The organism is Dorea sp., from assembly GCF_977044405.1.
In genome coordinates this window covers 1-26128 of the sequence record NZ_CDRRQK010000020.1, presented here as the reverse complement: position 1 = coordinate 26128, position 26128 = coordinate 1, and the positions used below count along the sequence as shown (strand labels likewise).

Genomic DNA, 26128 nt, shown 5'->3' with positions numbered 1-26128 from the left:
CATTCTCCTTAATTCTTTGTATACAATGTGCTTATAGTATACTCAAATTTTCCTTAAAAATCAATATCTTATCGCCTTTATTTACCGCTTCTTTTTCCATCTGATTCACTTCTTTTATGTGCTCCACCGTTGTATTATATTTTTTTGCCAGATTCCACAAAGTGTCCCCTTCCCGCACGATATATCCGACGATCCCGGGTCTCTTTTCCAGCTCTTCCATATCTACCGGCTCGAACTGTGCAGATTCTGTATTTTCCACTTTTATGATCTCTTTTTGAAAGCTGTTAAATGCAAGGACGGCTTTTACTTCTATCTCGCCGTTTCCAAGAAGCCCTACCGATACCTGTTCCAGTGTCTGATCAAGTTCTTCTTTCTTAAGCTCTCCGCCGCCATGCTCCAGAAGATAAGAAAACGGAACCATACCGGTCCACACACCGAATGGAACCTGGTCATCCTCCCTTACATACAAGAATCCAAGATGCAGCATACCGTCTATACGCATGCCTTCTTCTTCCACGCCGGTGTTCTCTATCTCTATCCTGCCTTTACAGTGACAGACCTGCAGGATATTTTCCTTTAATTCCGGAAGATGCAGTTCTTCTGTAATTCTGCATTTGGAATGATTCTGTAATTTTAACCGGTAAAGTCTTTTTTCTTCTTTTACCGGTTTGCAGACATGGTCCAGCATATACATATCTTCGAGAATCTGTAGTTTCTCTTCTTCGTAGACAACCAGACGTACCTCCAGTGTCGCTTCTATTCCCAGAATCCGCATCTCTCCATTTTCATCCATCCGTACTTCGATATTCTCATCTGTGAGATTCAGATATGCCTGATGATACATTTCCTCCTGCGCACCGGCGCACTCAATCCGTCCTTCATACGGAACGCCCCTGCTGATCCAGTCGGTCTTTCCTTCTGTCGTCTCATACAGGCAGAATACACTGAGTTCCCCTTGTATCAGAAGCTCATCTGACATAAGCTGTGTGTCTGCTTTTCCGCCTGTTATGTCTGTATACAAAAGAGTCCCTATATTCTCTCTCGTACCGCCAAGGCTTACTTCTTCTTTAATCCGGTATGTATCTTTTCCGGTTGCGAATACTTTCAGGACCTCTTCTTCTTTTGCCTTTTTAAACACCGGTTCTTCACCTTCTATATCCGTCGTAATATCCTGCTGCACACATCTTTCGATATCCAGGCTGATCTCTGCAAGTGTCTTCAGATTCAGCTTTCTGGAATGAATAACAGTGACTGTAAGATCCGTCTGTGCTGCCTGCAATACCAGATTTCCTTCCGGCGGCTGCTCCAGATAGATCATCTCTTCAAACGGGATCCTTCCTTCCAGCCCCGCCAGCTGCGGGACGGTCTCGTCTGATACATACAAAATCTTAAATGCAAGCTTTCCCGATACTTTCAGGTAGCTTTCTACCTGTTTTGTCTCTTCAATCTGCAGTTCCCCGGAACTTAAGATCACCTGTCCTACATCCCGCTTTGCATCCGGCACGTTGTAATCATCGTCAACGTAGAACTGGCTGCTGACAATATGCTTTTTTTCAAATGTGCGGATTTCTCTTTTTAAATACTCCATATATCTTTACCCCTCCCGGTCTTTATTTTTTGATCTGTTATCCGCTGTTTTTTACTCATATATAATCTGTTTTCCGGTATATGCTGTCTTTATCACAATATATGGATATGTTTGTTTTTTATGCTTTCCTTTTTCCGGTCCAAGAAGTGTCGTTCTCATCACCAGTGTATTTTCTGTCTCATAGAAACTGTCCACTTGGATACTGTATCCCGGTGTTTCCTGCCTCCCATATCCCCGGACGATATACAGGTCTCCCTGTCCTTTCTCACGTTCTGCATAGCTTAACCACATCTCTGTCTTTTTTGATGTCTCTATTTCCTGTTTTAGTTCTTCCGGCACTTCATCTTTTCTTACGATACTGTATGGAACGTCCCGTATTTTCTGTTCTTTGATTGTTGCAATCCCACAGGCTGAGAGCAGCATTGTAACTATGGATATTGCAAATATTTTCATTCGCTGCGCATCTTTTTTTCTGACTTTTCCCACATTTTCGCCTTCTATGATTCCTATATTCTGTTACTGCTCCGCATTCCTGCCTGCGCACATTAACTCTCACCACTATCTTACACACTATATCTGTAAAAAATGCAGAATTTATGCTATGATATTAGATAACATTTATTTTTTAATTTCAAAGGAGAACTCAAAATATGATAAGACTTATCTTTGTAGTTTTATTCCTCGTTCTGTTCCTGATCATCGGTATTCCGGTTCTTGGAATTGAATGGCTGATCGGAAAAGTCAGTAAAAAATCTATGGACTATTCCAGTCTCCGTCTGGTCCAGTGGGCTTTTAAGGTGATCATCGCACTCGCCGGTATCGAGCTTACTGTTATTGGGGAAGAAAATGTTCCAGACGAACCGGTTCTTTTTATCGGGAACCACAGAAGTTACTTTGACATTGTGATCACTTATGCAAGATGTAAGAACCTGACTGGTTATATCGCAAAAAAAGAGATGCTTTCCATTCCTCTTCTGCGTACCTGGATGAAACGTCTCTACTGTCTCTTCCTTGACAGAGAAAATCCAAAGGAAGGATTAAAGACCATCCTGCAGGCAATCGACTATGTCAAACATGGTGTATCCATCTGCATCTTCCCGGAAGGAACACGAAACAACGGCGAAGAATTATCCCTTCTTCCATTCCACAATGGTTCCTTCAAGATTGCAGAAAAGACCGGTTGTCCAATCGTGCCGATGAGTCTTAATAACACCTGCGACATTCTGGAAGGGCATATGCCATTTATCAAAAAGACACATGTCATTCTCGAATACGGCAAACCAATTTATCCAAAAGAACTGGATAAAGAGCAGAAAAAACATATCGGGGAATATTGCAGTAATATCATCAGTGAAACTATTCATAAAAACCAGGCACTTGTATAGTGTGCCTGGTTTTTTCTTTTACTTTTATAGCAGGAAGTGCTATAATAGAACGGTATAACTAAAATAGAAAAACACTGCGCACCAGCAGTAAAAAGGAGTTTGAAAATGAACAAACGAAATCTTACCTTGCTGACAGATTTGTACGAGCTCACGATGATGCAGGGATATTATGAAAAGGGTCAGAATGAAAAAGTCATTTTTGACGTATTTTTCCGTCAGAACCCTTGTAACAATGGATATTCAGTATGTGCAGGTCTTGACCAGGTAATCGATTATATAAAGAATCTACACTTTACTTATGAAGATGTAGATTATCTGAGAGGCCTTGGAATTTTCAAAGAAGATTTTCTTCACTACCTGAGTGGATTTCATTTCAGTGGTGACATCTATGCGATTCCGGAAGGAACCGTTGTATTTCCAAAGGAACCTCTCCTTAAGGTTGTTGCTCCTATCATGGAAGCACAGCTTGTAGAGACTGCGATCCTTAATATTATCAACCATCAGTCTCTGATCGCAACAAAAACTTCACGTATCGTATTCGCAGCAAATGGTGACGGCATCATGGAATTCGGTCTTCGCCGTGCCCAGGGTCCGGATGCTGGATTATACGGTGCCAGAGCTGCCATGATCGGTGGATGTGTCGGTACTTCTAACGTACTGGCCGGCCAGATGTTCGACGTTCCGGTTATGGGAACCCACGCACACAGCTGGATCATGAGCTTCCCGGATGAATATACCGCATTCAAAACCTATGCGGAAATGTACCCGGATAACTGCACACTTCTGGTCGATACTTACGACACATTAAAATCCGGTGTGCCAAATGCGATCCGTGTATTCAAAGAATTCAAAGAAGCCGGAAAACCACTCATCAAATACGGAATCCGTCTGGACAGTGGTGACCTTGCTTATCTTTCCAAAGAAGCCAGAAAGATGTTAGATGAAGCCGGTTTCTCAGAGGCTACGATCTGCGCTTCCAACGATCTGGATGAGATTCTTCTCCATGATCTTAAGATGCAGGGTGCAGCTATCGATTCCTGGGGTGTCGGAACGAACCTGATCACTTCCAAGGACTGCCCTTCTTTCGGAGGCGTGTACAAGCTTGCTGCCATCCAGAATGAAGAAGGTGAATTCGTACCAAAGATTAAGATTTCTGAAAATACAGTAAAGATTACCAATCCAGGTAACAAGACCATCTACCGTATCTACGAAAAAGAAAGCGGTAAAGTCAAAGCAGATGTAATCTGCTTCGTAGATGAAGTGATTGATCCGGAAGAAGATCTGCTTCTCTTTGACCCACTTGAAACATGGAAAAAGACAAAACTTCCGGGCGGAACCTATACAGTACGCGAAATTCTCTTACCAGTTTTCAAAAATGGTGAATGCATTTACAAATCACCTTCCTTAAAAGAGATTGCCGCTTATTGCCGTCAGGAAAAAGATACATTGTGGGATGAGACAAAACGTCTTTTCTATCCACATCAGGTATACGTAGACCTGTCCCAGAAACTCTACGATGTTAAGAAATCATTACTTGATCAGATGCATATGACAGATTAAAGGAGGACAATTGATCATGAAAATTATAGTATTAGCAGGCGGACTCAGTCCGGAAAGAGACGTATCATTACTTTCAGGTGCCGGAATCTGTAAGACACTCCGTGAGATGGGTCATCAGGCTTATCTTCTGGATGTATTTTTCGGTCTGCCATACGATTCAGATAAATTAGAAGAAGTATTCGACCTTCCAGACGCAGGTCTTGAAATTTCCAAGGGAATCTCTACTTCTGTACCAGATCTTGACGCACTTAGAAAATCCCGTCCGGACCAGTCTGCTTCCGAGATTGGACCAAATGTCATCGAACTTTGCCAGATGGCTGACATTACATTCATGGCTTTACATGGTTCCATCGGAGAAAATGGAAAGCTTCAGGCTACCTTCGACAACCTCGGAATCAAATATACCGGACCAAACTCTCTTGGATGTACTTTATCCATGAACAAACTGGTCACAAAACAGATCTTTAAGACAAGCGGTGTCCCAACACCTAGAGGAACTTCCCTGACAGAAAAGACAAAAAATACCCGTCTTGACGAACTGGGATACTATCTTCCACTGGTTGTTAAGCCATGCTCGAACGGATCAAGTATCGGAGTCTACATCTGCCACACAGAAGAAGAATATTACGATGCAATCCACAAATCCTTTGACGTAGACAACACAGATGAGGTTGTGATCGAACCATTTATCAAGGGCCGTGAGTTTGCCTGCGGTATCCTTGCAGGAAAAGCTCTTCCACTGGTAGAGATCGTTCCAAAGGACGGACTTTTTGACTACGCCAACAAATATCAGGCAGGCGGTGCTTCTGAGATCTGCCCTCCTGTATCTCTGGATGAAGAGATGCAAGGATTAATCCAGCGTGCCGGTGAACGTGCTTTTGAAGCACTCCGCATGGATGTATATTCCCGCGCCGACTTCATCGTATCTGATGCAGATGGTGAATTCTACTGTCTGGAGATGAATGCCCTTCCTGGAATGACAGCTGCAAGCCTTCTTCCAAAAGCTGCAAAAGCTGCCGGATATGAATACGCAGAACTTTGCCAGGCTATCATCGATGAGTCTATGAAAGCCCGCTATTAAGGAGGATATAATCCATGAAAAACCTTACAATTGGAAATATTACAGAGGCCTGCAGAGGTACCTTTCACGGAGATGAAAGTATCCTGGATCAGGAAGTATCCGGCGTCGTGATCGACAGCCGTAAAGTACAGCCCGGCTTCCTGTTCGTTGCTATTGACGGAGAACGTGTCAATGCGCACAAATTCATCCCTGATACCATCAAGGCAGGTGCCATGTGTGTGGTATCACATGAAGACCTTGGAGAGACAGATTTCCCTTATATCCTGGTAGAATCTACCGGACAGGCACTTCTTGATATCGCCAAACTTTACCGTGACTCCTTCGACATGAAAGTCGTTGGAATCACAGGAAGTGTTGGAAAAACCAGTACAAAAGAGATGATTGCTTCTGTACTGGCCCAGAAATACCACGTACACAAAACACTTGGTAACTTTAATAACGAATGGGGACTTCCGATCACCATCTTCGATATGCCGGAAGATACAGAAGTTGCAGTTCTCGAAATGGGTGTTAACCACTTCGGTGAGATGCGGAGACTTTCTTCTGTATCAAGCCCTGACATCTGTGTGATCACAAATATCGGAATCGCCCATCTGGAATTCTTCAAAACAAGAGAAGGCATTCTCCAGGAAAAATCCCAGATGATCCAGGATATGAAAAATGGCGGATCTATCATCTTAAATGGTGATGATGACCTGCTTTCCAAGATGAGTCCGGTCAAAGGCGTAACTCCGGTCTTCTTCGGAACGGGAAACAACTGTGAATTCCGTGCAGACAATATTGAGCCTCAGGGGCTTCGCGGTACATCCTGCACGATCACATTAAAAGATGGAACCTCATTTGACTGCCTGGTTCCTGTACCTGGAATCCATATGGTAAGTAATGCAGTTGCCGGAGCTGCTGTCGGATACACACTCGGACTGACCGCCGAAGAGATCAAAGCAGGTATCGAATCCCTGCCTTCTATCCCGGGCCGCAACCACATCATCACTACCGATCACATGATCATCTTAGATGACTGTTACAATGCCAACCCAATCTCTATGAAAGCTTCCATCGATGTCCTGAACATGGCCATCGGACGAAAAGTTGCTATTCTTGGAAATATGGGAGAACTTGGCGACACTGCCCTGGACCTTCACGCTGAAGTTGGTACTTATGCAGCTGAACAGAATGTAGATCTGGTATGTGGAATCGGCGACCTGACACGTCCGCTTGTAGCGGAAGCTTCCAAAGGCGAACACACCGAAGCACTGTGGTTCGCAGATAACGAAAGCTTTATCGAAGTTATGCGCGGTATCTTAAAAGATGGCGACAATGTACTTGTCAAAGCTTCTCACGGAATGAATTTCCCACAGATCGTACACGCTCTGGAAGAATTATAGAATTTAAGGAGAACGTATTTATGCAATATCAGATTCTCGCCCTTGACCTGGACGGAACTCTTACCAACTCCAAAAAAGAAATCACAAAGCCAACCCTGGAAGCTCTCATAGAGATCCAGGAGGCTGGAAAAAAAGTTGTCCTTGCCAGCGGACGTCCCACAAAAGGAATCGTCCCTCTGGCAAAACAGCTGCATCTGGAAGATTATGGAAGTTACATCCTTTCCTTTAACGGCGGACGTATCACAGACTGCCGCACCGGAAAAGCAATTTACAACAAGATTCTTCCAGCCGACTGTGCCAAAGAAGTCTACGATATCGTAAAAAAATATGCAGAATATGGTGTAGATATCCTGACTTATACCCCAGAACACATCTTATCCGGAATCAAAGCAAACCAGTACACACAGCTTGAATCCCGTATCAATTCGATGCCGGTTGTCGATGCAAGCGGGAATTTTCTTGACGTCATCCCGGATGACCCGAATAAATTCCTTGTAACCGGTGATCCCGAAATTCTGGATAAACTTCGAAAAGAACTGATCGAGCATTTTCATTCTTATCTTTATATCTACTGTTCGGATCCGTTCTTTGTAGAGATCATGCCTGCAGGAATTGACAAAGCGCACTCCCTGTTAAAGCTTCTCACAAGCATAGGACTTACTGCTGATCAGATGATCTGCTGTGGTGACGGTTATAACGACCTTACCATGATCGAAACTGCCGGACTTGGCGTTGCAATGGCAAATGCCCAGCCTGCTGTTCGAGAAAAAGCGGATTATATTACCAAGTCTAATGATGAAGACGGGGTATTACATGTCATTAATGAATTTATGCGGTAAATAGAAAAAGAGGACTGATTTCAACCTGTCAGTCCTCTTTTTTATTTCAATTTTTACACACCTTCAAGATCAAATTCCGGAATAAAACTTTCTTTTGCCGCTTCTCCCTCCTGAATGAATCCATACTCCATCCCAAGATCTAATGCATAATCCACCACTTTTTCATATTCCCGTTTTGTAACTTTCCGGCTTAGTAATGGGTCTTCTGAGACTTGCGGCATTGGTGTGTATTGATTCATAATGCTGATCAGAATATTATCTCCATATGTTTCGTACAGGTACCGGATAACTGCTTTTGAGTTCTTCACATGTCCCGGCAGAACCAGATGCCTTACAATGACACCCTTTTTTATCATTCCACTCTCTTCATCTATCTGTACCGGACCGGTCTGATCTACCATCTCTTTTATGGCAGCCTTTGCATATGCCGGATAATCTTCTGCATAGGAATACGCCTTTGCAAGTTCCATTTCCATATATTTAAAATCCGGAAGATATACATCAACGTAACCCTTTAGCATCTGAAGCGTCTCAGCCTTCTCATAACCGCTTGTATTATATACAACAGGTAAATCCATCCCCTTTGCTTTTGCAAGCTCCAAAGCGGTTATAATCTGCGGTACATAGTGAGTTGGAGTTACCAGGTTAATGTTGGCCGCCCCCTGGCTTTGCAGCTCCAGAAATATCTCTGCAAGCCGGTCCGTTGTGATCACTTTTCCGGCTTTTGCTTCTGCAATATTGTGATTCTGGCAGAAGATGCATCCCATACAGCACCCGGAAAAAAATACCGCTCCGGATCCTGCACTTCCCGATACGCACGGTTCCTCCCACATATGAAGCGCCGCTCTTGCGACTACGATTTCAGCCGTCTCATGGCAGCGCCCACGCTGGCCTTTCAGACGGTTCACATGACATTCCCGGGGACAAAGTGTGCAGTCACTCAATCTATTGGAATTATCAGGAAAGTCTGGTAGATATTCTGTCTTCCTTTTTGTTTTAACGTTATTTGGTAGTATGATATGATCCATATTTTTCATCCCGTATTCTATAATTAATTCAAATATACATATTGTACCATCAATCCACAAAGTCTGCATTCCGGTATTGCAATAAATTTACCTTTTTGTGCTTCTTTATCCTATATATGTTGAATTTACCGCCGGAAAATGGTACAATTTTCAACGCTTGGAATATTTCAGGCATTCCAGATTTTAAAGGAAGGAAGCGACATTATGAGGGATTACATCATTAGTTGCTGCTCTACTGCAGATCTTACCGAAGAACATTTTAAGGCACGTGACATATCTTATATCTGTTTTCATTTTGAACTGAACGGAAAAGAATATGCAGACGATCTTGGTAAATCAATTCCCTTCGATAAATTTTATAATGCAATGGCAAACGGGGCAGATACAAAGACTTCGCAGGTCAATGCAGACGAATTTGAACACTATTTTGAGCCCTTTCTGAAAGAAGGAAAAGACATTTTGCATGTTACCCTTTCTTCCGGAATATCCGGAGTGGTGAACTCTGCAATGATTGCAAAAGAAAGCCTTGAAGAACGTTATCCTGACCGCAGGATCCTCATTGTGGATTCACTGGGAGCTTCTTCTGGATATGGACTTTTGATGGATAAACTGGCAGATCTTCGTGACGAAGGGAAATCTTTGGATGAAGTTTTCCGCTTCGCAGAAGCACACCGGCTAAACGTACATCACTGGTTCTTTTCTACAGATCTGACTTTTTATGTCAAAGGCGGCAGGATCTCCAAAACTGCTGGTGCTATCGGAGGTATCTTAAATATCTGCCCGCTTCTTAATATGGACAATCAGGGAAGATTGATTCCAAGATATAAGATACGGACAAAAAGAAAAGTCATTCGCACCATTGTAGATCAGATGGCAAAATACGCCGAAGGTCAGACAGAATATTCGGGAAAATGTTATATCTCCCATTCTGCCTGCTATGAAGATGCAAAAGCTGTAGCCGATCTGGTTGAATCCCGTTTTCCTAATTTGGATGGAAAAGTCGAGATTAACAATGTCGGAACAACCATTGGAAGCCATACAGGCCCAGGTACTGTTGCTCTGTTCTTCTGGGGACAGACACGAACTGAATAAGATTATTTATTCTTTATATAACCGATAGATAGTAAGAGTACAAAAGGAGGTTTTCACCTATGAAAACAGCTGTTATGACAGATACCAACAGCGGAATTATGAAAGCAGAAGCCGACTCCATGGGTATTTTTCTAATCCCTATGCCAGTCATTATTGATGATGAGACACACTATGAAGGAATCGACCTTACGGAAGACTCTTTTTACAGCAGTCTGACAGGAGGCAGAAATGTATCTACTTCCCAGCCATCGCCTGGAGATCTCATGGATCTTTGGGATGATATTCTTGAGCAGGGTTACGATGAGATTATCCATATCCCAATGTCAAGCGGACTGAGCGCATCCTGTGCTACAGCTATCAGCCTTTCTGATGACTATGATGGGAAGGTACAGATTGCAGACAATCACAGAATCTCCGTTACGCAAAGAGAATCTGTCATGCATGCCAAAAAGCTGGCTGATGCTGGAAAATCTGCAAAAGAGATCAAAGAAGTCCTGGAAGCTGAGGCATACAATTCCAGCATCTACATCGCTGTAGATACACTGGAATTCCTGAAAAAAGGGGGGCGTGTAACCGCTGCCGGTGCTGCACTGGGAAGTGTTCTGAACATCAAACCGATCCTGACAATCCAGGGCGGCAAACTGGATGCATTTGCCAAGACACGTGGTATGAAAAAATGCAAACAGAAAATGGTAGAGGCATTAAAGAATGACCGTGAAACACGCTTTAAAGATGCAGATGACAAACATCTTCTTATCGGAGCTGCAGGATCTAATCTTACCGAAGAAGAGGCTGAAGAATGGAAACAGATGCTTGTAGAAGCATTCCCGAATTCTTATGTATATTATGATCCACTTTCATTCAGCGTAGGCTGCCATATCGGACCTAAAGGTTATGGTATGGGTATTAGTGTATGCTCTACGGATTATGATGTGTAATTTTAATATTTGATTCATCTACAGAACCTTGTATATTAAGACAAAGAAACCGCCCGGACATATGTTCATAAACACGATGTCCAAACGGTTTCTTTATCTTTTATCTTCTTTTATATCATTGATTCCGTTTTGAGTACACGCTCTGGTTTTTCAGGTATCAAAAATACAATCAGATTTTTATTTTTCATTTTCAATATATTTCTTATTGATATCTTTCCACATCTCTGTATCTACACCATCCCATGACAACTTATCAGGATTGTAATATGGATCTTTCTTGGCTTTCATCTGCTCTTCATAGTCTTTATAAAGTGCAATTACCTTTGGTGATAACAGAAGTACTACCAGCATATTAACCCATGTACAGCTTCCAAGTGCCAGGTCTGATAAGTTCCATGCAATATCAGATTCCAGGTTACCCCAGATGAAGATCAGAACCGGCATTGCAATTCTCATGATCCATGTAACTACTTTACGGATCTTTGCTTTTGATTCGCCCTGGAACAAATACATTGCTGCAGTCTCTGCTTCATAGTAATAACTGATCAGACAGGTAAATGAGAACAATGCCAGCATAATTGCGATGAATGTCGGGGCAATTCTTCCCATAACTGTTTTACATGCTAACTGTACGAAGATAACTCCGTTCGTTCCTGCTGCCGCAAGTGCCGGAAGCTCTGCAGAACCACTTCCTACATATCCGCTTGCTGTATGGAAACAGTCTGTTAACAAGATCATAAGTCCGGATGCTGTACAGATGATAACCGTATCAAGCCATACACCTGCTGCATTGGCCATCCCCTGTTTTACCGGATGACTGGTCTCTGCTGCAGCTGCTGTAGGAGAAGCTTCACCCATACCAGAAGCACTTGAGAAGGTTCCTCTCTTAACACCCTGCTGGATGATCACACCGATTGTTCCACCGAAGATTGCATTCTTGCCAAATGCTGCTGTTACAACTGTTTTGATTAGTCCTGGTACTGCTGTAATGTTCATCACAATAATTACAACTGCTGCGATCAGATATACCGTTACCATGAATGGTACAATCATTGATGCGATCGCACTGATACGTTTTACACCACCGATAACAACAATTGCAAGGATGATTGCGATGATCAGTGCACTTACCCACATTGGAATCTTAATTGCATTGTGGAATCCATCACAGATTGTGTATGTAGCCGCTGCCGGCATAAATACAGAAGTTCCGATCATAAGTATCAGCGCCATGAATGCACCGTATTTTTTCCATCCAAGTCCTCTCTCTGCACAGTAAGCCCCGCCACCACGGTACTGTCCGTCGATCCGTGTCTTATAAAGAACTGACAGTGTACACTCTGCGAAACACACTGCCGAGTTTGTCATACCTGCAAGGATCATCCAGAATAATGCTCCAGGTCCTCCCATGTAGATTGCCACTGCCACACCAGCTACATTACCGGTACCGACACGCATCGCCATGGTCGTACAGAACGAACCGAATGCCGAGATTCCTGAATCAGAATCCTGTTTATCAATAATTCTGCTCCACATATCCTTAAAATGTACAAACTGGAAACCATGCAGTCTGATTGTAAAATATAATCCGCTTCCTACAATCAAAACTAACATACCAACGCCCCAGATGTAACCATTCAGGAAATTTACCACGTTGTTTAAACTGTTTAACATACCATACCCTCCGTATTCCTTTTCTTTTGCTCTCGTTTGTTAATAATATCACAATTATTTGTAAAAATCAATAAATAGCGGCATTTATTGATGAATATTTTTCACATATTTTACTACTTTTTCTCCATTTTATTCATATTTTTTTAATTTTTATACATTTTCCCGCGTACAGCACTTGTTAAATTAAAAACATTTTTATTCATCGTACTAAAGTTCAAAAAAAGAATCGTCCAGATATCCATCTGAACGATTCCTTCTATCTAATCTTTTCAACTAAGATTTTTCTTTTATTATGCTTTTTTCTTTTTTGGCAGTGACAATATAATAACCGCTGCAATGATTCCGACAAATCCTGCCAGATCCATTGCGGAAAATGCCACATGCATGAATATTACAGACAGGGCCGTTGCGGTCAACGGTTCTACCGATGCAAGCAGGCTGGCTTTTGATCCTCCGATCAGCCGGACACCCTCCATATAACAGCTGAACGACATCACCGTTCCCAATACGATGACAACTGCAACACAGGCAATACATTGCCAGTCCCATGTGATTGCTGCATTCATTGTCCATGGCTTTACGATCGGTGTCAGTCCGATTCCACTGATCAGCATACCCCATCCAACCATCACGTATGTCCCGTAAATATCCATAAGATTCCCCGGAACCAGGTTGTAAAATACAGTTGCAACAGCGGATGCAAGGCCAAGCACAAGCGTTGTCTTTGACACACTCAGCTGTGTAAGATTACCATGGGTCGCCAGAAGAACTGTACCTCCAAATGCAAGCACCAGTGCAATAATCTCATTTCTTCCCGGAATCTTCCAGTTTTTAACCGCCAGAAGCACCATGATCATAACCGGTGCCGTGTACTGTAATACCGTTGCTAGCCCAGCATTGGAATCTTCGACTGCCATATAATATGTCATCTGACAGCCTGCGATACCGATCACTCCATAGACCAGCATCCGCAGTACATGTCTTTTATTCTTCCAGATACGTAAGATTCCTTCCTTCTGTATCATATATGCTCTTGTAAGCAATATGATTCCGGCAATGATCAGTCTTACATTTACCAGCCACGGTGCCGTTACCCCTTTGTATTCGAATGAATATTTTCCAAATACTCCTGCGAGCCCCCAGAAGAATCCACCTGCAATCGTAAGTGCCGTTCCCCGGACAGTCTCCTTACGATCAAGCCGTTCTGAAAGCTCTTCGTATTGTTTTTCTCCCATTGTCATCCCTCATATTTTTAACTTTTACTCTTCTGTTCTTTCTTCTTCCCCGATTGTCTTATCCTGCGTATCTTCCTTGTCTTGCGCATTCTCCTTCTCTTCTGTATGATCCTGCTCTTCTGTCTCTGCTTTTTCTACAGTTTTCTCTTCTGCTGTATCTTTCTTTTCTTCTGTTCCAGTGGACTTTTCCTCTGTTTTCTCTGCATTCTCAGATTCAACTCTTTTATGTCCTTCGCAGTACATTCCAAGCGTTTTCTCAAGAATCTCAAGATCCACCGGTTTGGTAAGATGATGGTTCATTCCGGCTTCTTTTGTCTTTACCTTATCTTCTGCAAATGCGTTGGCTGTCATTGCTATGATTGGAATTGTCTTTGCATCTTCTCTTGTCATCGCTCTGATCTTACGCGTCGCTTCCAGTCCATCCATAACCGGCATCATGATGTCCATAAGGATTGCATCATATTCGCCTTCTTCTGATGCAGCAAATGCTTCCACTGCCTCTTTTCCATCTTTTGCCTGCGCCGTGATTACCCCGGCACTCTCCAGCATAAAATTCGTGATCTCAAGATTCAGGTCATTATCTTCTACGATCAGCACATGCAGCCCTTTCACATCCTTCTTTTCATCCAGATCATCCTCTGGCACAATCTCTGGTTCCTTCTCCGGATTAATGTCAAATCCGAGTGCGATGTAAAATGTCGTACCTTTGTCCTTTTCACTGTAGACCTGGATATTTCCTTCCATTGTCTTTAACAGTTCACTTACGATTGCCATGCCAAGCCCGGTTCCCCGGTAACTGGTCCGCGCATTGTCATCTGCCTGTGTAAATGGTTTATACAGATATTCATCAATAAATTCTTCACTCATTCCAATACCTGTATCACGGATAACGATCTGATATTCTACCTGCTTTTTATCGCTGCTCTTTTCTTTGATATATACATCCACAGATCCACCCGGATGATTGTACTTCACGCTGTTGCTGATCAGATTCAGTAAAATTCTCCGGAAATGCACCGGACTTCCGATCAGTCTTGTATGTTCTACATCCTTCATATGGATCTGGAACCTGATCTCTGCTGCTTCCGCCTGAACTTCCACAATTGCCTTGATCTGCTCCATCTCGTCATTTAAGTCAAATGGTACATGTTCAAGCTGCACTTGTCCATTTTCAAGCTTGCTCATATCCACCACGTCGTTGATCAGTGATAACAGATGTCCCGATGCCTGATCTATCTTCTTCAGCCATTCTTCTGTCTTTTCCGGCTTGTCTTTATTCTTCCGGATGATCTCAACCATACCCATGATTCCGTTGATTGGAGTCCGGATATCATGCGACATATGCGACAGGAATTCTCTTTTTGCCATATTCGCACGTATGGCCGCATCGTTTGATTCTTTCATCTTCTCCTGATATTCCAGCAATTCATTGATATGCTTCTCCTGATGCCCTGCATGTACCCTCAGAATAATGTACACACTGAACATTAGAATTGCACAGATTAAAAATATCATATAATAGGTCTCGTTATGCTGTAATACATAGGACAGTGACTTGTTCTCTGTAAAGTTTGTGACCCATTTGTCCTGAAGTTTTCCAATCGTACCGTCTTCTGACATTTCCTGCAATGCAGTATTTAACTTTTCCTGCAGTTCTGTGGCATTTTTATCTACCGCAAGTGCAGGATAGCTCTTTGCGATCACAAGACCTTCCTGCAGATTCAGACCATTCTCTTCGATGATTTTCGATGCAACTGCTGCATGGCAGATTCCATAATCCACATCGCCATTTTCCACTGCCTGAAGGATCTCTGTATTCGTATTATATTCCACGTAGTCACACTGCAGGTCATAGGTTGACTTTATAACCGACTTTGCCATAAGTGCGACCTTTTTCCCTGCTAACGACGCTACACTGTCTACCTTCTCTTTTCCATAAACACGTAAGTCATCTGAACAGATTGGTATCGTCTGCAGTGTATCCTGCATATTGGAAAATATTTCCAGACCCAGTAATACGTCGACGGTCCCGTCTTCTAACATCTGCCGGCATTCCTGCCATTCTCCTGTCTTAAAATCCGGGCGCATGCCAATCCGGTTTGCTGCCTCTATCATAATCTCTATGTAGAGTCCAGATAGGTCGCCATTTGTATTATAATAAGAATTCGGACTAAAATCATAGTCTGTTGCAATCTTAAGTACCGGCGCATCTTTATCTGTTACTTTTACTTTCGTCGTAACCACCGGGTCTTCTGTGAATACGCCCATCTCCGCCGCAGTAAATATAGATGGTATCAATATACACAAAATAATCAATACGACCAGTACAACGTTGAGAAATGTATGTATGTTTTTCTTCATCGTATATCCCCTTATCATTTGTTCTGCTATAACCTTTTATTCACTTTCATCTGCGGTCCGGCTTTTTGCTGACTGCCTTTTTCAAGGTAACCTCATCGCAGGATGCCTGCAAGTGTTTTCATCAGTTTTCCAATCTCTATCGGCTTTGCAACATGACCATTCATACGCGGCATCTGAATATCCATCAGCACCAAATCATAATAATCTGCCGGTACACGCTTTATACATTTTAACGCAACTTCCCCGTCCGTTGCAACTTCAACTTTCATTTTGTTGTCTTCTAATATTGTCTTCGCAATCTCGGCATTTAATTCATTATCCTCTACCAGCAGCACCTGTTTCCCCTCCAGGAATTTTTCCGCTTCTTTTTCCTCATCCAGATGCTCCGGCCTCTTTGTCTTCTCTTCAGCTATTTTGTGACACAATATGATCTCAAATCTGGTTCCTTTTCCAAGCCCGCTGTCTACCCGGATCGTTCCACCCATCATATCCACCAGAGATTTTACAATCGGAAGTCCCAGACCGGTTCCTATGATTCCTGATTCGGATGAATTCCTTTCTCTTGAAAATGATTCAAACAAATGTGGAAGATATTCTGGCATTCCAGAACTCCTCAAAATAATTCTATCTTTCATTATACTAAATAATCACTTAATATTCCATAGCTGCACCGTCTTTGCTATACAGAAAACCTGTCACTGGCAGCTTTTCTTGCATACTTTGGTATACAGAAAACTTTCCACCGGCAGTTTTTCTTGCAAGCTTTGGTAGAGTATAAAAATAAAGCAGCTACAGCTTCCTGTTCCGAAACTGTAACTGCCTTGATTTCATATATCTTAGAAAGATATTGGGGATGTAAAAGATGTTCTTTTATAACTTATTTTCTTATACGTTATTTCTTTATAATTCAACTGTCTGTGTCTGTTTTTTGATTCCGTGTTTTTCTGCAAATCCTGTCAGGATCAGTGTCAGGGCTCCGTCACCAGTTACGTTACATGCTGTTCCGAAGCTGTCCTGAAGTGCGAAGATTGTAAGCATCAGGGCTGTTCCTGTCTCATCGAATCCAAGTACTCCTGTGATCAGTCCTAAGGAAGCCATAACAGTTCCACCTGGCACTCCAGGTGCTCCGATTGCGAATACTCCTAACAGTACACAGAACAGGATCATGTTTGGTAATGTCGGAATTGTTCCGTAAAGGACTTTTGATACTGTCATTACGAAGAATACTTCTGTTAATACAGATCCACATAAGTGAATATTTGCAAAAAGTGGTACTCCAAAGTCTACCATATCATCTCTGAGTGTCGGCTCAGATTTCTTTGCACAACGAAGTGCTACTGCAAGTGTTGCTGCAGAAGACATAGTTCCTACAGCTGTGATGTAAGCTGGTCCATAATTCTTTAATACTGTCATCGGATTCTTTCCTGAATATGCACCACCAATTCCGTACAGTAATGCAAGCCAGATGTAATGTCCGATCATTACGATCACGATAACTTTTAAGAATACCGGAAGCTGTTTTGTAATGGTTCCTTCATAAGATAAACTGCAGAATGTTAATGCAATGAATACTGGAAGAACCGGGATAATTACTTTTGTTACGATAGAAAGTACAATCTGCTGGAACTCTTCCAGAACTTTTGTAATTGTATTCGCCTCTGTCCATGTTGCTGCAAGTCCGATCATGAGTGAGAATACCAGTGCACTCATAACTGACATGATCTGCGGAATATCAAGCTGGAATACAACTTCCGGAAGCTCTTTTAATCCTTCAACTTCAGAAGTAATTGACATATGTGGAATCATCATATATCCTGCTGCCATAGAGAATAATGCAGCTCCTACAGAAGATACATAAGCAGTTACAACTGCTACTCCAAGCATGGTTGACGCATTATTACCCAGCCGTGTAATAGACGGTGCAATAAATCCGATAATAATCAGCGGTACACAGAATAAGATAATCTGGTTCACAATATACTTCAGTGTTACAATAACTTCCATAACTGGTTTTCCAAGGAACTGTCCTAAGACAATACCGATCACTACTCCCATGAGTAACTTAAATGGTAAACTACTAAAAAATTTCTTCATACCTCTCAAACTCCATTCAATTTTTATGTAATTTTTTCTTACTTTTATTTCATTTTCCGGGTTTTATTTTCCCTTATTCTTCAATCATCATCTTGATGATCTCTTCGTTCGTCTCGCGCATTCCTTCTTTACCAAGACGTCCAACATTTTTCAGTGTTGCTTCTACACCTTTTGTCACGATTCCATCCCCACCATAGAATTCCTGACCACGTACATACATGTTGTATCCGAGGATACCTGCATCTACTGCAGATGCGATCTTGGCTGCACAGGATGCTTTTGCACCATCACAGACAATACCTGATACTATTGCCAGTGCATTCACAACGGTATGGATGACTTCCTCATATCCACCACCGCAAAGATAAGCGATACCTGCTCCCGCTCCTGCTCCTGCATTCACAGCTCCGCAGTATGCTGACAGACGTCCGATCGGTGTCTTTTCATGAATCGCTGTCAGATTCGAAAGTGCCAGTGCACGGTAGAGCTTTTCTTTTTCTACTTTGAGCTCTTCTGCGTATACCATTACTGGTACGGATACCGTAATTCCCTGGTTACCACTTCCTGAGTTTATTACAACCGGAAGTTCACATCCATTCATACGGGCATCTGATCCGGCTGCTGCCATTGCTTTTGCTCTGGTTTTTACATTGTCTTCATCCATATCAAGGAGTACTTTTCCGATGTTTGCGCCATAATCGCCACGGATTCCTTCTTTGGCGATCGTATAGTTGTATTCCATCTGTCTGTCGAGTACTTCTTTGATATCTTCAACATCTACCGTGTTAATGAAATCCCAGATATCTTTCATATTTAAAAGGGTTCTGTCTGTAAGACCTTCCTCTTCTTCTCCTTTAACCTCTGATTCTTTCACAATTTCCCCATTATGCTCAATCAGTACGATGTTCGTGTGATAATTTGCAATTCTTACTTTTGCATAATCATCTCCGTGATATAACGTAATCACAATATCAAATGTAATCCCCTGGTCCAGATGCTCCACTGTGATCGGTGTATTCTCCAGGAATTCTTTGATCTTAGCTGCATCTTCTTCTGTTGCTTCTGCGATTACTTCCAGTTCCTTATCCGGATCTCCTGCTACGATACCTGCAGATGCTGCTGCCGGTATTCCTTTCAGATGATTGGTATTCGGAACGATGACTGATTTTACATTTTTAATAATGCTGCCGCTTGCCCCAATTACAACGCGGTCCGGCATACATCCCAGTTCTCTTCTTGCTACTGCTGCTGCATAAGCCAGCGCAATTGGTTCAGTACATCCCATTGCAGGGTGTAATTCTTCTTTTAAGATCTGTACGTACGCATTATATTTTGGATTTGTTTTTTCCATCTCTCTTTTGTATTCCTTTCTTCAAATCTATATAAAAACTATTTTCCGGAAAATTTGTTTTTGACTTGTTTTTCTCATGTAGACACTGTATCATCAAATAAACGATTTGTAAAATTTAACTTTTTTATGAAATGCTTAAAAAACTTTTATACTTGTAAAGTCAGGCGGATATTCGCAATACGCTTCGCTGCTTGATTTGGTTAAATTACATCGCAGAATGGAGAAATTTATGGATTTTCGTGGAATTAATACATTTATACATGTTGCAAATCAGGAAAGTTTTTCAAAAGCTGCCGATATTCTCGGCTATACGCAGGCTGCCGTCAGTATTCAGATCAAGCAGCTGGAATCCGAACTCGAGACCAGGCTTTTCGACCGCATCGGCAAACACATCTCCCTTACGCACCAGGGAAAGATATTCTACCAGTATGCCCTACATATATCGAATGAAATCGAAGAAATAAAGGATGTTCTTTCCGGTTCCCAGGATCTGACAGGAACACTACGGATCGGAACGATCGAGTCCATCTGCGCTTCGATCCTTCCCGATATTCTGTCCGAATATCATAAGCTTCACCCGCAGGTTGAGATCAGCATCATCACAGATTCTCCGGAAGCACTTCTGGATATGATGAATAAATCACGTGTCGATCTTGTCTATTTTATGGATAAACGTATGTATGACCCGAAATGGGTCAAGGTCTTAGAAGAGCCGGAAAATATTATATTTATCGGAAGCAATGATCATCCATGTACCAAAAAAAGTCCTTTGATGTTGAGTGAGATCATCAAAGAACCTTTTATTTTAACCGAGCGGTATGCCAGCTACCGTTTTATCCTGGATCAGTATCTGGCTGCCTATGGTCTGGAAATCCATCCCCGTGTAGAATCCAGCAGTACGGATTTTATCATACAAATGCTGTTGAAAAACGAATTTTTATCTTTCGTTCCGCAGTTCACCGTACGGGAACAGATTGCACAGGGAATTCTTACACCTATTACGGTCAGTGATTTTGATATGCATATCTGGCGTCAGATCGTCTATCACAAAGATAAGCTCCTGACCCGCGAGATGAAAGCATTCTTCCAGCTCGTAAAAGAGATCGAAACAACGGAATTATAATCCAGACTTCCAATAACAGCACGGGGACAGGTATTCCCTGTCCCTCGTTAAAAAAGATAGTATATCGAAAAATATAGAAAACGTCTGTCTAAGCGGTTGCCGGAAGAATACGTGACAGGAAGGTCTGTGTTCTTTTCTCCTTTGGTGCTGTAAAGATGCGTTCCGGCTTTCCTTCTTCTACTACATATCCGTCTGCCATGAAGATGACTCTGTCTGCTACATCTCTTGCAAATCCCATCTCGTGTGTTACAACGATCATCGTCATTCCTTCTTTTGCCAGAGACTTCATTACATCCAGTACATCTCCAACCAGTTCTGGATCCAGTGCTGATGTCGGCTCATCGAATAACAGTGCTTTTGGTTCCATGGCAAGTGCTCTTGCTATCGCAACTCTCTGCTGCTGTCCTCCTGAAAGTGTACTTGGATATACATCTGCTTTGTCTTTCAGTCCTACTTTATCCAGCAGTTCCAGTGCTTTTTTGTGTGCCTCGTCTTTATTCATATGTTTGGTAAGGACCGGTGCCATCATCACATTTTCAGCAACGGTTTTCAGCGGAAACAGATTGAATCTCTGGAATACCATACCAACCTCTTCTCGGAACTTGCGGATGTCACATTTTTTATCTAACAGGTTCTTACCTTCATATTGTACGACACCTCCTGTAGGCTGCTCCAACTGGTTGATGCATCTTAAGAATGTGCTTTTTCCCGAACCGGATGGTCCGATGATGCATACAACTTCTCCTTCTTCGATATCAAGGTTGATATCTTTTAATACTTCCAGGTTTCCAAATTTCTTTGATAAATGACTTATTTTAATCATATTCATATCAATCACCTCATTTTTCTTTCAATCTGTTTCTGAACAATTATTAATATAGAAAGTATCACCAGATAAAACAGTGCCAGCGCGGTATATGTCGGAATTGCTTTAAAGCTTAAAGCTGCATATGCCTGTGCCTGATGTGTAATCTCATTTACCGCAATGGCAGATAATAATGCTGTATCCTTAACGGATGTGATAAACTGGTTGAACAATGCCGGCAGGGCGGATTTGAAAGCCGGCGGGATAATCAGGTGGATCATCGTCTGTGAACTGGTAAGTCCAAGAGATGCTCCGGCTTCTTTCTGTCCCGGATCAATTCCCATCAATGCTCCTTTGACAATTTCAGATATAAATGCTCCGGAGTTCAATGCAATAACACCGATTCCGACAATTGTACTGCTGATATCTACACCCATAAGTTTTGGAATTACGAAGTATCCATACAGCGCCTGCACCATAAGTGGTGTCGCACGGATGATCCAAATGTAAACTTCAGCGATTGCTTTTCCTATCTTATATTTTGACTGTAATAAGTATCCGCAGAGACTTCCGACTAGGAAACCAATCCCGATACCTACTACAGCAATTAAAATCGTCAGTTTTAACCCGTCGAACATCATCGGGAGTAAAACATTCAAAAATTTCATATCCATATACTATCTCTTCCTATCTGTTGTCTTTTTAGTTCTTGTATTTTAATAATCTGGACTGGAGATTATTCACACCATTTTGCATATAACTCATCTGTTGTACCATTCTTGATCAGTACTTTTACAGCTGCGTTGATCTCATCGTAATATTTACACTCTTTTGAAACTGCTACACAATATGGAGCCTGGCCCTGATTGAACTCATCACCTACAACTTCAAGGTTGCTGTCCGGTGTTGTCTTAATGTAGAAACTTGCTCCAGGTCCGTCCTGAATAACTGCATCGACTTTCTTCTGTTCCAGTGATTCGTATGCTGTTGTGATTGTGTCATGTACTTCCAGCTCGGAATCAGACAGGTTCTTTGATGCATAAGTGTGAGATGCAGTTCCTTTTTCTACGGCTACTTTTTTGCCTTTCAGGTCATCGACACTCTTAATTCCTTCATCATTTGTCTTATTAACCATAACGACCTGACCGGAATCACAATATACATCGGTAAAGTTCATAACCTCTTTTCTTTCATCTGTTGCACAAAGTGCTGCAGCTCCGATATCCAGTTTACTTTCTGAAAGTGAAGTAGTCAGTGCTGAGTAATCCATTGCCTGCACACCTCCGTCAATCTCAAATCCAAGCAGATCCTGCAGATCACTGATAAGATCAAGGTCATATCCGATCAAGGTCTTTCCATCTTCATCGTAGTAAGAAAATGGTCCGAAAAGTCCGCTTGTTCCGACTTTCAGCTTTACACCTTCCATACTTCCTTTGATATCATCTTCTGTAAGGGTTTTCTTGGTTTCGGATTTGGCTGATGAATCATCACTTGATTTGCTTCCACATCCTACACCAAGCATTGCTACCATCGCCACACTCATCATAACTGCTACTAATTTCTTCTTCATAATACGAGTCCTCCTTACTGCTTTACCTTCGGAATCTGCAAACTGCAATTTCCCTGGATTCTTTTTTAACTGAAAATGTAAGGGCGCATTACAAACTTTTTTTGTAATGCGCCCTTGCATTTTCTGTCCGACAGACTTTCTAATCTTACCCGGGATGACTTTAGAAAATAGTTTTTCTATGATTTCATATCTGTGAAATGAAATACGAAAAAGCGCCGCAGTTGATTGCTGCGACGCCTTTGTCTGTCTCGTTCCTTATGAACTTGTGATTATTCTAACCTCTTTATTGCTTTCCGTCAATCTGTAATTTTGTTCAAAATTATCAGTTAATTCTTTTATTTTATCGTTTTTATCACGAATCTTTACTGGTGTTTTTACATTATTTCCAAAATGTAAACATTGATCAAGTATTATTTTGTGTTATTTAACTATTACGTTTTCTAATACTTCTTTTTTCATCCTCTTACATATAGCTCTTTATTTTTTACTTCTAGATTGTAGGAATGATTTTTCAGACACACTCTAGCATCCTCTTACCGTACCTGTTGAAAATAGTCTTCCATCGTTGGAAATGAGATATCCTCTCCGGTACACATCACCATGATATCATCCCGGAGTGCCCGGGCTTCTATCGTATCGATCTTTCCAAGTTCTTTTAGTAACCCCAGACTCTTTTCCATCACGCCTTCCGGTACTTCTTCCCATTTTTCACGGAATCTTCTTTGTCTATAGTATATTTCTTTTTCTGCCAGATATGTCTTCATAATCTGCAGTTTTTCTTCTGAACATCCCTCCATCTCAATGTGGCGGATAATATTTTTCAGATCTACTGCATCATCCAGGGCATTATGACTGACTTCTGTTCCAAGGCCGCAGAGCAGTTTCAGACTTGCAATTCCGGCACTTGGGAGACTTAACTTTGCTAGATACATCCCTTCTACATCCTGGATCATCCGGATTACACGGTTTACAATCTTCCTTGTTCTCTTGGAAGCATCCTGACGATATTCCAGCAGATCTTTCTGGATCACATGCTTATCCGGCCCCCATACATAGATGTTTTTCACATCCCAGGCTTCCAGCTGTTCTGCCACCTCTTCCATCACCAGTTCATAATCCGGTGCACTTAAAAGGTCTTCTCTTCCGATACCTGTCATCTCCTGAAAAAGCTCATGTAATTCATCTTCGGCATATATATACGAATGAAATCTTGTCACTTCCTTAAAGTTCTTCTGACAGATCACAAATCCGACCGACACCAGCTTCGGCGGTGGTCCGCCTTTTTTCTGGGAAGTCAGAAATTCTGTATCTAAAAAAGCAACCATTTCATTTTTTAATTTATCTGCAATCTTTGGGAAATCCTTTTGCTGTATTTTTATATTTATATTCTTCTTTGGTTTTTTCTTGATCCTTGCCAATGAAACCACTCCTTGCTGTTATATCATATTCCTTGTGACATCATACAGGGTGTGGGGAGATTTTGCAAGTGGGCACAATGAATAACTACTTTCTAAAGTATCTCTGATTTTTACTTCAATATTTTTAACTTGCTTATTATCTTACTTATTATCTTGCTTAATTATGATTCTTAGCATTTTCCTCTAATTAGCAATTGTGACATCGCTTTTCTTAATTTTGCCATCCGGAGCATCTGCCCATGTTGTTAATCCCATATGTTCTTTTGTATGATTTGCTCTTTCCACAATCAATTCAGTCGCTGTATGTCCATGAACTGCATAATGCATTTTATTTTGAACAGTTGCATAAAATTCCCGTCTTTCACCAGATTCGCAATCAGTTTCGGATCCTTTGTATCATCCTTCAGCTGGCTGTTATCTTCCACTTCTTTGGTTTGTTTTACAGCATACGGATTTACCTGTACAACACTGATTTCATGCGCAATCATCCATAGATTTTATAGAACCGTCATTCATAACATGTTCATTGAATACTCCTTTCTTTTTTGGGTAGAGTAGGCGGATGAAATTTTCATCCGCCCCTCATCAAACCGTGCATGAGGTTCTCCCTCACACGGCTTTCCGACATTCTTCTTTCTACAGCATTACGTCATGCTCCAGCCATTTTCTTTAATCCTTTTCCGTAAATGCTATTTCTTACAAATCCCACTTTTGACATATGATTACGTCTCTGGTGTTTCTTGTTATACCATCTTGTAAAAGTGCAAATAATGTACCACTCTAGAGCCTTCATCCACTTTTCGTTTCTCTTGGTGGAATAATAATTCTTCCATCCTGTGATTTTCGGATTCAGATTCTTTATTAAATCCTCTTCCTTTGCAACTAGCAGACTTCGTCTGTTTACATTCCTCTTGACTTCGGCTTTCATTTTCTTCATGGCTTTTCTGCTTGGGTACTGATACGTTTCCTTGTACAGTTGTCCTTTGCGTGTTTCCGTTTTCATTCTTCTATGGTGCATTCCGAGAAAGTCAAATCCCTCTTTTCCGTCCCACATGCTGACAATCTTTGTTTTCACTGGATGTAGCTTTAAATCCAGTTTTGCCATGATATACTGCAATAAATTCAGTGCGTGATTTGCACTTTTCTTATTCTTGCAAATGATTACCGTATCATCTGCGTACCTTACAAGAATACCGTGAGTAAGTCCATACTTTTCCCACAGTCTGTCCAGTGTGTTTAGGTAAATGTTTGCCAGTAACGGAGATATGACTGAACCTTGGCTTGTTCCCAGTTCAGAGATTGTCAGTACATTTCCGTATAATACTCCTGATTCTAACCATTGTTTTATCAACTTCAATATCCTACGGTCTGATATTCTCTGTTCTACCAGTTTCATCAGCTTTTCTTGATTTACATTGTCAAAGAACTTTTCAATATCTGCGTCTACTACATAATAGCCCTTGTTGTTACACGCTTCCTGACTTAATATCCTCCATCATCTGATTAAATGAAACTCTTCCCTCTATTGATTTGCCGGATTTTCCAGCATCCTCATACTCACCGGCAATTTCATATTCATTATAGTCGCAGAACGCTTTCAT

The 26128-nt window shown here is 41.7% G+C and carries 22 protein-coding genes and 3 pseudogenes; 8 read left to right on the top strand and 17 right to left on the bottom strand.

What is annotated here, in order from left to right; translation table 11 throughout:
* Nucleotides 1–31: 31 nt before the first annotated feature.
* Nucleotides 32–1588 (bottom strand): DUF3794 and LysM peptidoglycan-binding domain-containing protein, encoded by a 1557-nt coding sequence (locus tag ACWJAF_RS09870; RefSeq protein WP_448863587.1) that lies wholly within the window; start codon nucleotides 1586–1588, stop codon nucleotides 32–34.
* Between the two features lie 51 nt (nucleotides 1589–1639).
* Nucleotides 1640–2074, bottom strand: coding sequence for a protease complex subunit PrcB family protein (locus ACWJAF_RS09865; protein ID WP_448863585.1), 435 nt, complete (start codon nucleotides 2072–2074; stop codon nucleotides 1640–1642).
* Nucleotides 2075–2238: 164 nt separating this feature from the next.
* Here ACWJAF_RS09865 and ACWJAF_RS09860 point away from each other — a divergent pair, with 164 nt between their 5' ends.
* The 5 genes from ACWJAF_RS09860 (at nucleotide 2239) to ACWJAF_RS09840 (ending at nucleotide 7838) form a co-directional block, all read left to right on the top strand.
* Entirely contained in the window at nucleotides 2239–2973 is a 735-nt protein-coding gene (locus ACWJAF_RS09860) for a lysophospholipid acyltransferase family protein (RefSeq protein ID WP_296031483.1), read from the top strand.
* A gap of 105 nt (nucleotides 2974–3078) precedes the next feature.
* Nucleotides 3079–4533 carry a nicotinate phosphoribosyltransferase gene (locus ACWJAF_RS09855; RefSeq protein ID WP_448863583.1) on the top strand — a complete coding sequence of 485 codons (1455 nt, stop codon included), beginning with the start codon at nucleotides 3079–3081 and terminating at the stop codon, nucleotides 4531–4533.
* 16 nt (nucleotides 4534–4549) lie between these two features.
* A complete protein-coding gene (locus ACWJAF_RS09850) occupies nucleotides 4550–5614 on the top strand; it encodes a D-alanine--D-alanine ligase family protein (RefSeq protein WP_448863581.1) in 1065 nt (354 codons plus the stop codon).
* Between the two features lie 14 nt (nucleotides 5615–5628).
* Nucleotides 5629–6999, top strand: coding sequence for a UDP-N-acetylmuramoyl-tripeptide--D-alanyl-D-alanine ligase (locus ACWJAF_RS09845; RefSeq protein WP_448863579.1), 1371 nt, complete (start codon nucleotides 5629–5631; stop codon nucleotides 6997–6999).
* A gap of 20 nt (nucleotides 7000–7019) precedes the next feature.
* Complete coding sequence (locus ACWJAF_RS09840) at nucleotides 7020–7838, top strand: Cof-type HAD-IIB family hydrolase (protein WP_448863577.1); 819 nt, start codon at nucleotides 7020–7022, stop codon at nucleotides 7836–7838.
* Between the two features lie 53 nt (nucleotides 7839–7891).
* Here ACWJAF_RS09840 and ACWJAF_RS09835 read toward each other — a convergent pair whose 3' ends face one another.
* Entirely contained in the window at nucleotides 7892–8746 is an 855-nt protein-coding gene (locus ACWJAF_RS09835) for a radical SAM protein (protein WP_331469119.1), read from the bottom strand.
* 324 nt (nucleotides 8747–9070) lie between these two features.
* Here ACWJAF_RS09835 and ACWJAF_RS09830 point away from each other — a divergent pair, with 324 nt between their 5' ends.
* Together ACWJAF_RS09830 and ACWJAF_RS09825 are read left to right on the top strand one after the other, a co-directional pair.
* Nucleotides 9071–9958 (top strand): DegV family protein, encoded by an 888-nt coding sequence (locus ACWJAF_RS09830; protein ID WP_448863624.1) that lies wholly within the window; start codon nucleotides 9071–9073, stop codon nucleotides 9956–9958.
* A 59-nt stretch (nucleotides 9959–10017) separates the two neighbouring features.
* Nucleotides 10018–10896 (top strand): DegV family protein, encoded by an 879-nt coding sequence (locus ACWJAF_RS09825; protein ID WP_448863574.1) that lies wholly within the window; start codon nucleotides 10018–10020, stop codon nucleotides 10894–10896.
* 177 nt (nucleotides 10897–11073) lie between these two features.
* Here the strand turns inward: ACWJAF_RS09825 and ACWJAF_RS09820 are convergent, their stop codons facing one another.
* The 6 genes from ACWJAF_RS09820 to ACWJAF_RS09795 all read right to left on the bottom strand — a co-directional run bounded on the left by ACWJAF_RS09820 (nucleotide 11074) and on the right by ACWJAF_RS09795 (nucleotide 19611).
* The gene (locus ACWJAF_RS09820) at nucleotides 11074–12570 is read right to left on the bottom strand and encodes an alanine/glycine:cation symporter family protein (RefSeq protein WP_296031469.1); all 1497 of its coding nucleotides are present in this window, start codon (nucleotides 12568–12570) and stop codon (nucleotides 11074–11076) included.
* Between the two features lie 290 nt (nucleotides 12571–12860).
* Nucleotides 12861–13805 carry a DMT family transporter gene (locus ACWJAF_RS09815; RefSeq protein WP_296031467.1) on the bottom strand — a complete coding sequence of 315 codons (945 nt, stop codon included), beginning with the start codon at nucleotides 13803–13805 and terminating at the stop codon, nucleotides 12861–12863.
* A 24-nt stretch (nucleotides 13806–13829) separates the two neighbouring features.
* On the bottom strand, nucleotides 13830–16166 hold the full coding sequence (locus ACWJAF_RS09810; protein ID WP_448863572.1) for a response regulator: 2337 nt from the start codon (nucleotides 16164–16166) through the stop codon (nucleotides 13830–13832).
* A 92-nt stretch (nucleotides 16167–16258) separates the two neighbouring features.
* A complete protein-coding gene (locus tag ACWJAF_RS09805; RefSeq protein ID WP_448863570.1) occupies nucleotides 16259–16768 on the bottom strand; it encodes a response regulator in 510 nt (169 codons plus the stop codon).
* A gap of 298 nt (nucleotides 16769–17066) precedes the next feature.
* The gene (locus ACWJAF_RS09800) at nucleotides 17067–18260 is read right to left on the bottom strand and encodes a dicarboxylate/amino acid:cation symporter (RefSeq protein ID WP_448863568.1); all 1194 of its coding nucleotides are present in this window, start codon (nucleotides 18258–18260) and stop codon (nucleotides 17067–17069) included.
* 73 nt (nucleotides 18261–18333) lie between these two features.
* Entirely contained in the window at nucleotides 18334–19611 is a 1278-nt protein-coding gene (locus tag ACWJAF_RS09795) for an L-cysteine desulfidase family protein (RefSeq protein ID WP_448863566.1), read from the bottom strand.
* 229 nt (nucleotides 19612–19840) lie between these two features.
* On the opposite strand from ACWJAF_RS09795, the gene ACWJAF_RS09790 reads away from it, so the two are divergent.
* On the top strand, nucleotides 19841–20734 hold the full coding sequence (locus ACWJAF_RS09790) for a LysR family transcriptional regulator (protein ID WP_448863564.1): 894 nt from the start codon (nucleotides 19841–19843) through the stop codon (nucleotides 20732–20734).
* Nucleotides 20735–20822: 88 nt separating this feature from the next.
* On the opposite strand, the gene ACWJAF_RS09785 is transcribed toward ACWJAF_RS09790, so the two are convergent.
* The 8 genes and pseudogenes from ACWJAF_RS09785 to ACWJAF_RS09750 all read right to left on the bottom strand — a co-directional run.
* Nucleotides 20823–21557 (bottom strand): amino acid ABC transporter ATP-binding protein, encoded by a 735-nt coding sequence (locus tag ACWJAF_RS09785; protein ID WP_296092320.1) that lies wholly within the window; start codon nucleotides 21555–21557, stop codon nucleotides 20823–20825.
* Nucleotides 21558–21568: 11 nt separating this feature from the next.
* On the bottom strand, nucleotides 21569–22213 hold the full coding sequence (locus ACWJAF_RS09780; protein WP_296031452.1) for an amino acid ABC transporter permease: 645 nt from the start codon (nucleotides 22211–22213) through the stop codon (nucleotides 21569–21571).
* A gap of 62 nt (nucleotides 22214–22275) precedes the next feature.
* On the bottom strand, nucleotides 22276–23109 hold the full coding sequence (locus ACWJAF_RS09775) for a transporter substrate-binding domain-containing protein (protein WP_448863562.1): 834 nt from the start codon (nucleotides 23107–23109) through the stop codon (nucleotides 22276–22278).
* Between the two features lie 533 nt (nucleotides 23110–23642).
* On the bottom strand, nucleotides 23643–24527 hold the full coding sequence (locus ACWJAF_RS09770; RefSeq protein ID WP_296092205.1) for an exonuclease domain-containing protein: 885 nt from the start codon (nucleotides 24525–24527) through the stop codon (nucleotides 23643–23645).
* 189 nt (nucleotides 24528–24716) lie between these two features.
* Nucleotides 24717–24884: pseudogene (gene rhuM / locus ACWJAF_RS09765) on the bottom strand (RhuM family protein); the annotation flags it as partial.
* Nucleotides 24875–25018, bottom strand: a pseudogene (locus ACWJAF_RS09760) (IS110 family transposase); the annotation flags it as partial. The pseudogenes ACWJAF_RS09760 and rhuM, both read right to left, overlap by 10 nt.
* Nucleotides 25019–25176: 158 nt before the next feature.
* A complete protein-coding gene (locus ACWJAF_RS09755) occupies nucleotides 25177–26016 on the bottom strand; it encodes a reverse transcriptase domain-containing protein (RefSeq protein ID WP_448863622.1) in 840 nt (279 codons plus the stop codon).
* Nucleotides 26003–26128 (bottom strand): annotated as a pseudogene (locus ACWJAF_RS09750) (hypothetical protein); the annotation flags it as partial. The pseudogene ACWJAF_RS09750 and the gene ACWJAF_RS09755, both read right to left, overlap by 14 nt.

Coding starts and splice junctions, on each gene's coding strand:
- ACWJAF_RS09830 (WP_448863624.1), top strand. CDS start 9,071: ATGAGGGATTACATCATTAGTTGCTGCTCTACTGCAGATCTTACCGAA.
- ACWJAF_RS09850 (WP_448863581.1), top strand. CDS start 4,550: ATGAAAATTATAGTATTAGCAGGCGGACTCAGTCCGGAAAGAGACGTA.
- ACWJAF_RS09780 (WP_296031452.1), bottom strand. CDS start 22,213: ATGGATATGAAATTTTTGAATGTTTTACTCCCGATGATGTTCGACGGG.
- ACWJAF_RS09840 (WP_448863577.1), top strand. CDS start 7,020: ATGCAATATCAGATTCTCGCCCTTGACCTGGACGGAACTCTTACCAAC.
- ACWJAF_RS09800 (WP_448863568.1), bottom strand. CDS start 18,260: ATGAAGAAATTTTTTAGTAGTTTACCATTTAAGTTACTCATGGGAGTA.
- ACWJAF_RS09855 (WP_448863583.1), top strand. CDS start 3,079: ATGAACAAACGAAATCTTACCTTGCTGACAGATTTGTACGAGCTCACG.
- ACWJAF_RS09825 (WP_448863574.1), top strand. CDS start 10,018: ATGAAAACAGCTGTTATGACAGATACCAACAGCGGAATTATGAAAGCA.
- ACWJAF_RS09805 (WP_448863570.1), bottom strand. CDS start 16,768: ATGCCAGAATATCTTCCACATTTGTTTGAATCATTTTCAAGAGAAAGG.
- ACWJAF_RS09820 (WP_296031469.1), bottom strand. CDS start 12,570: ATGTTAAACAGTTTAAACAACGTGGTAAATTTCCTGAATGGTTACATC.
- ACWJAF_RS09810 (WP_448863572.1), bottom strand. CDS start 16,166: ATGAAGAAAAACATACATACATTTCTCAACGTTGTACTGGTCGTATTG.
- ACWJAF_RS09870 (WP_448863587.1), bottom strand. CDS start 1,588: ATGGAGTATTTAAAAAGAGAAATCCGCACATTTGAAAAAAAGCATATT.
- ACWJAF_RS09775 (WP_448863562.1), bottom strand. CDS start 23,109: ATGAAGAAGAAATTAGTAGCAGTTATGATGAGTGTGGCGATGGTAGCA.
- ACWJAF_RS09795 (WP_448863566.1), bottom strand. CDS start 19,611: ATGGAAAAAACAAATCCAAAATATAATGCGTACGTACAGATCTTAAAA.
- ACWJAF_RS09790 (WP_448863564.1), top strand. CDS start 19,841: ATGGATTTTCGTGGAATTAATACATTTATACATGTTGCAAATCAGGAA.
- ACWJAF_RS09785 (WP_296092320.1), bottom strand. CDS start 21,557: ATGATTAAAATAAGTCATTTATCAAAGAAATTTGGAAACCTGGAAGTA.
- ACWJAF_RS09845 (WP_448863579.1), top strand. CDS start 5,629: ATGAAAAACCTTACAATTGGAAATATTACAGAGGCCTGCAGAGGTACC.
- ACWJAF_RS09815 (WP_296031467.1), bottom strand. CDS start 13,805: ATGGGAGAAAAACAATACGAAGAGCTTTCAGAACGGCTTGATCGTAAG.
- ACWJAF_RS09860 (WP_296031483.1), top strand. CDS start 2,239: ATGATAAGACTTATCTTTGTAGTTTTATTCCTCGTTCTGTTCCTGATC.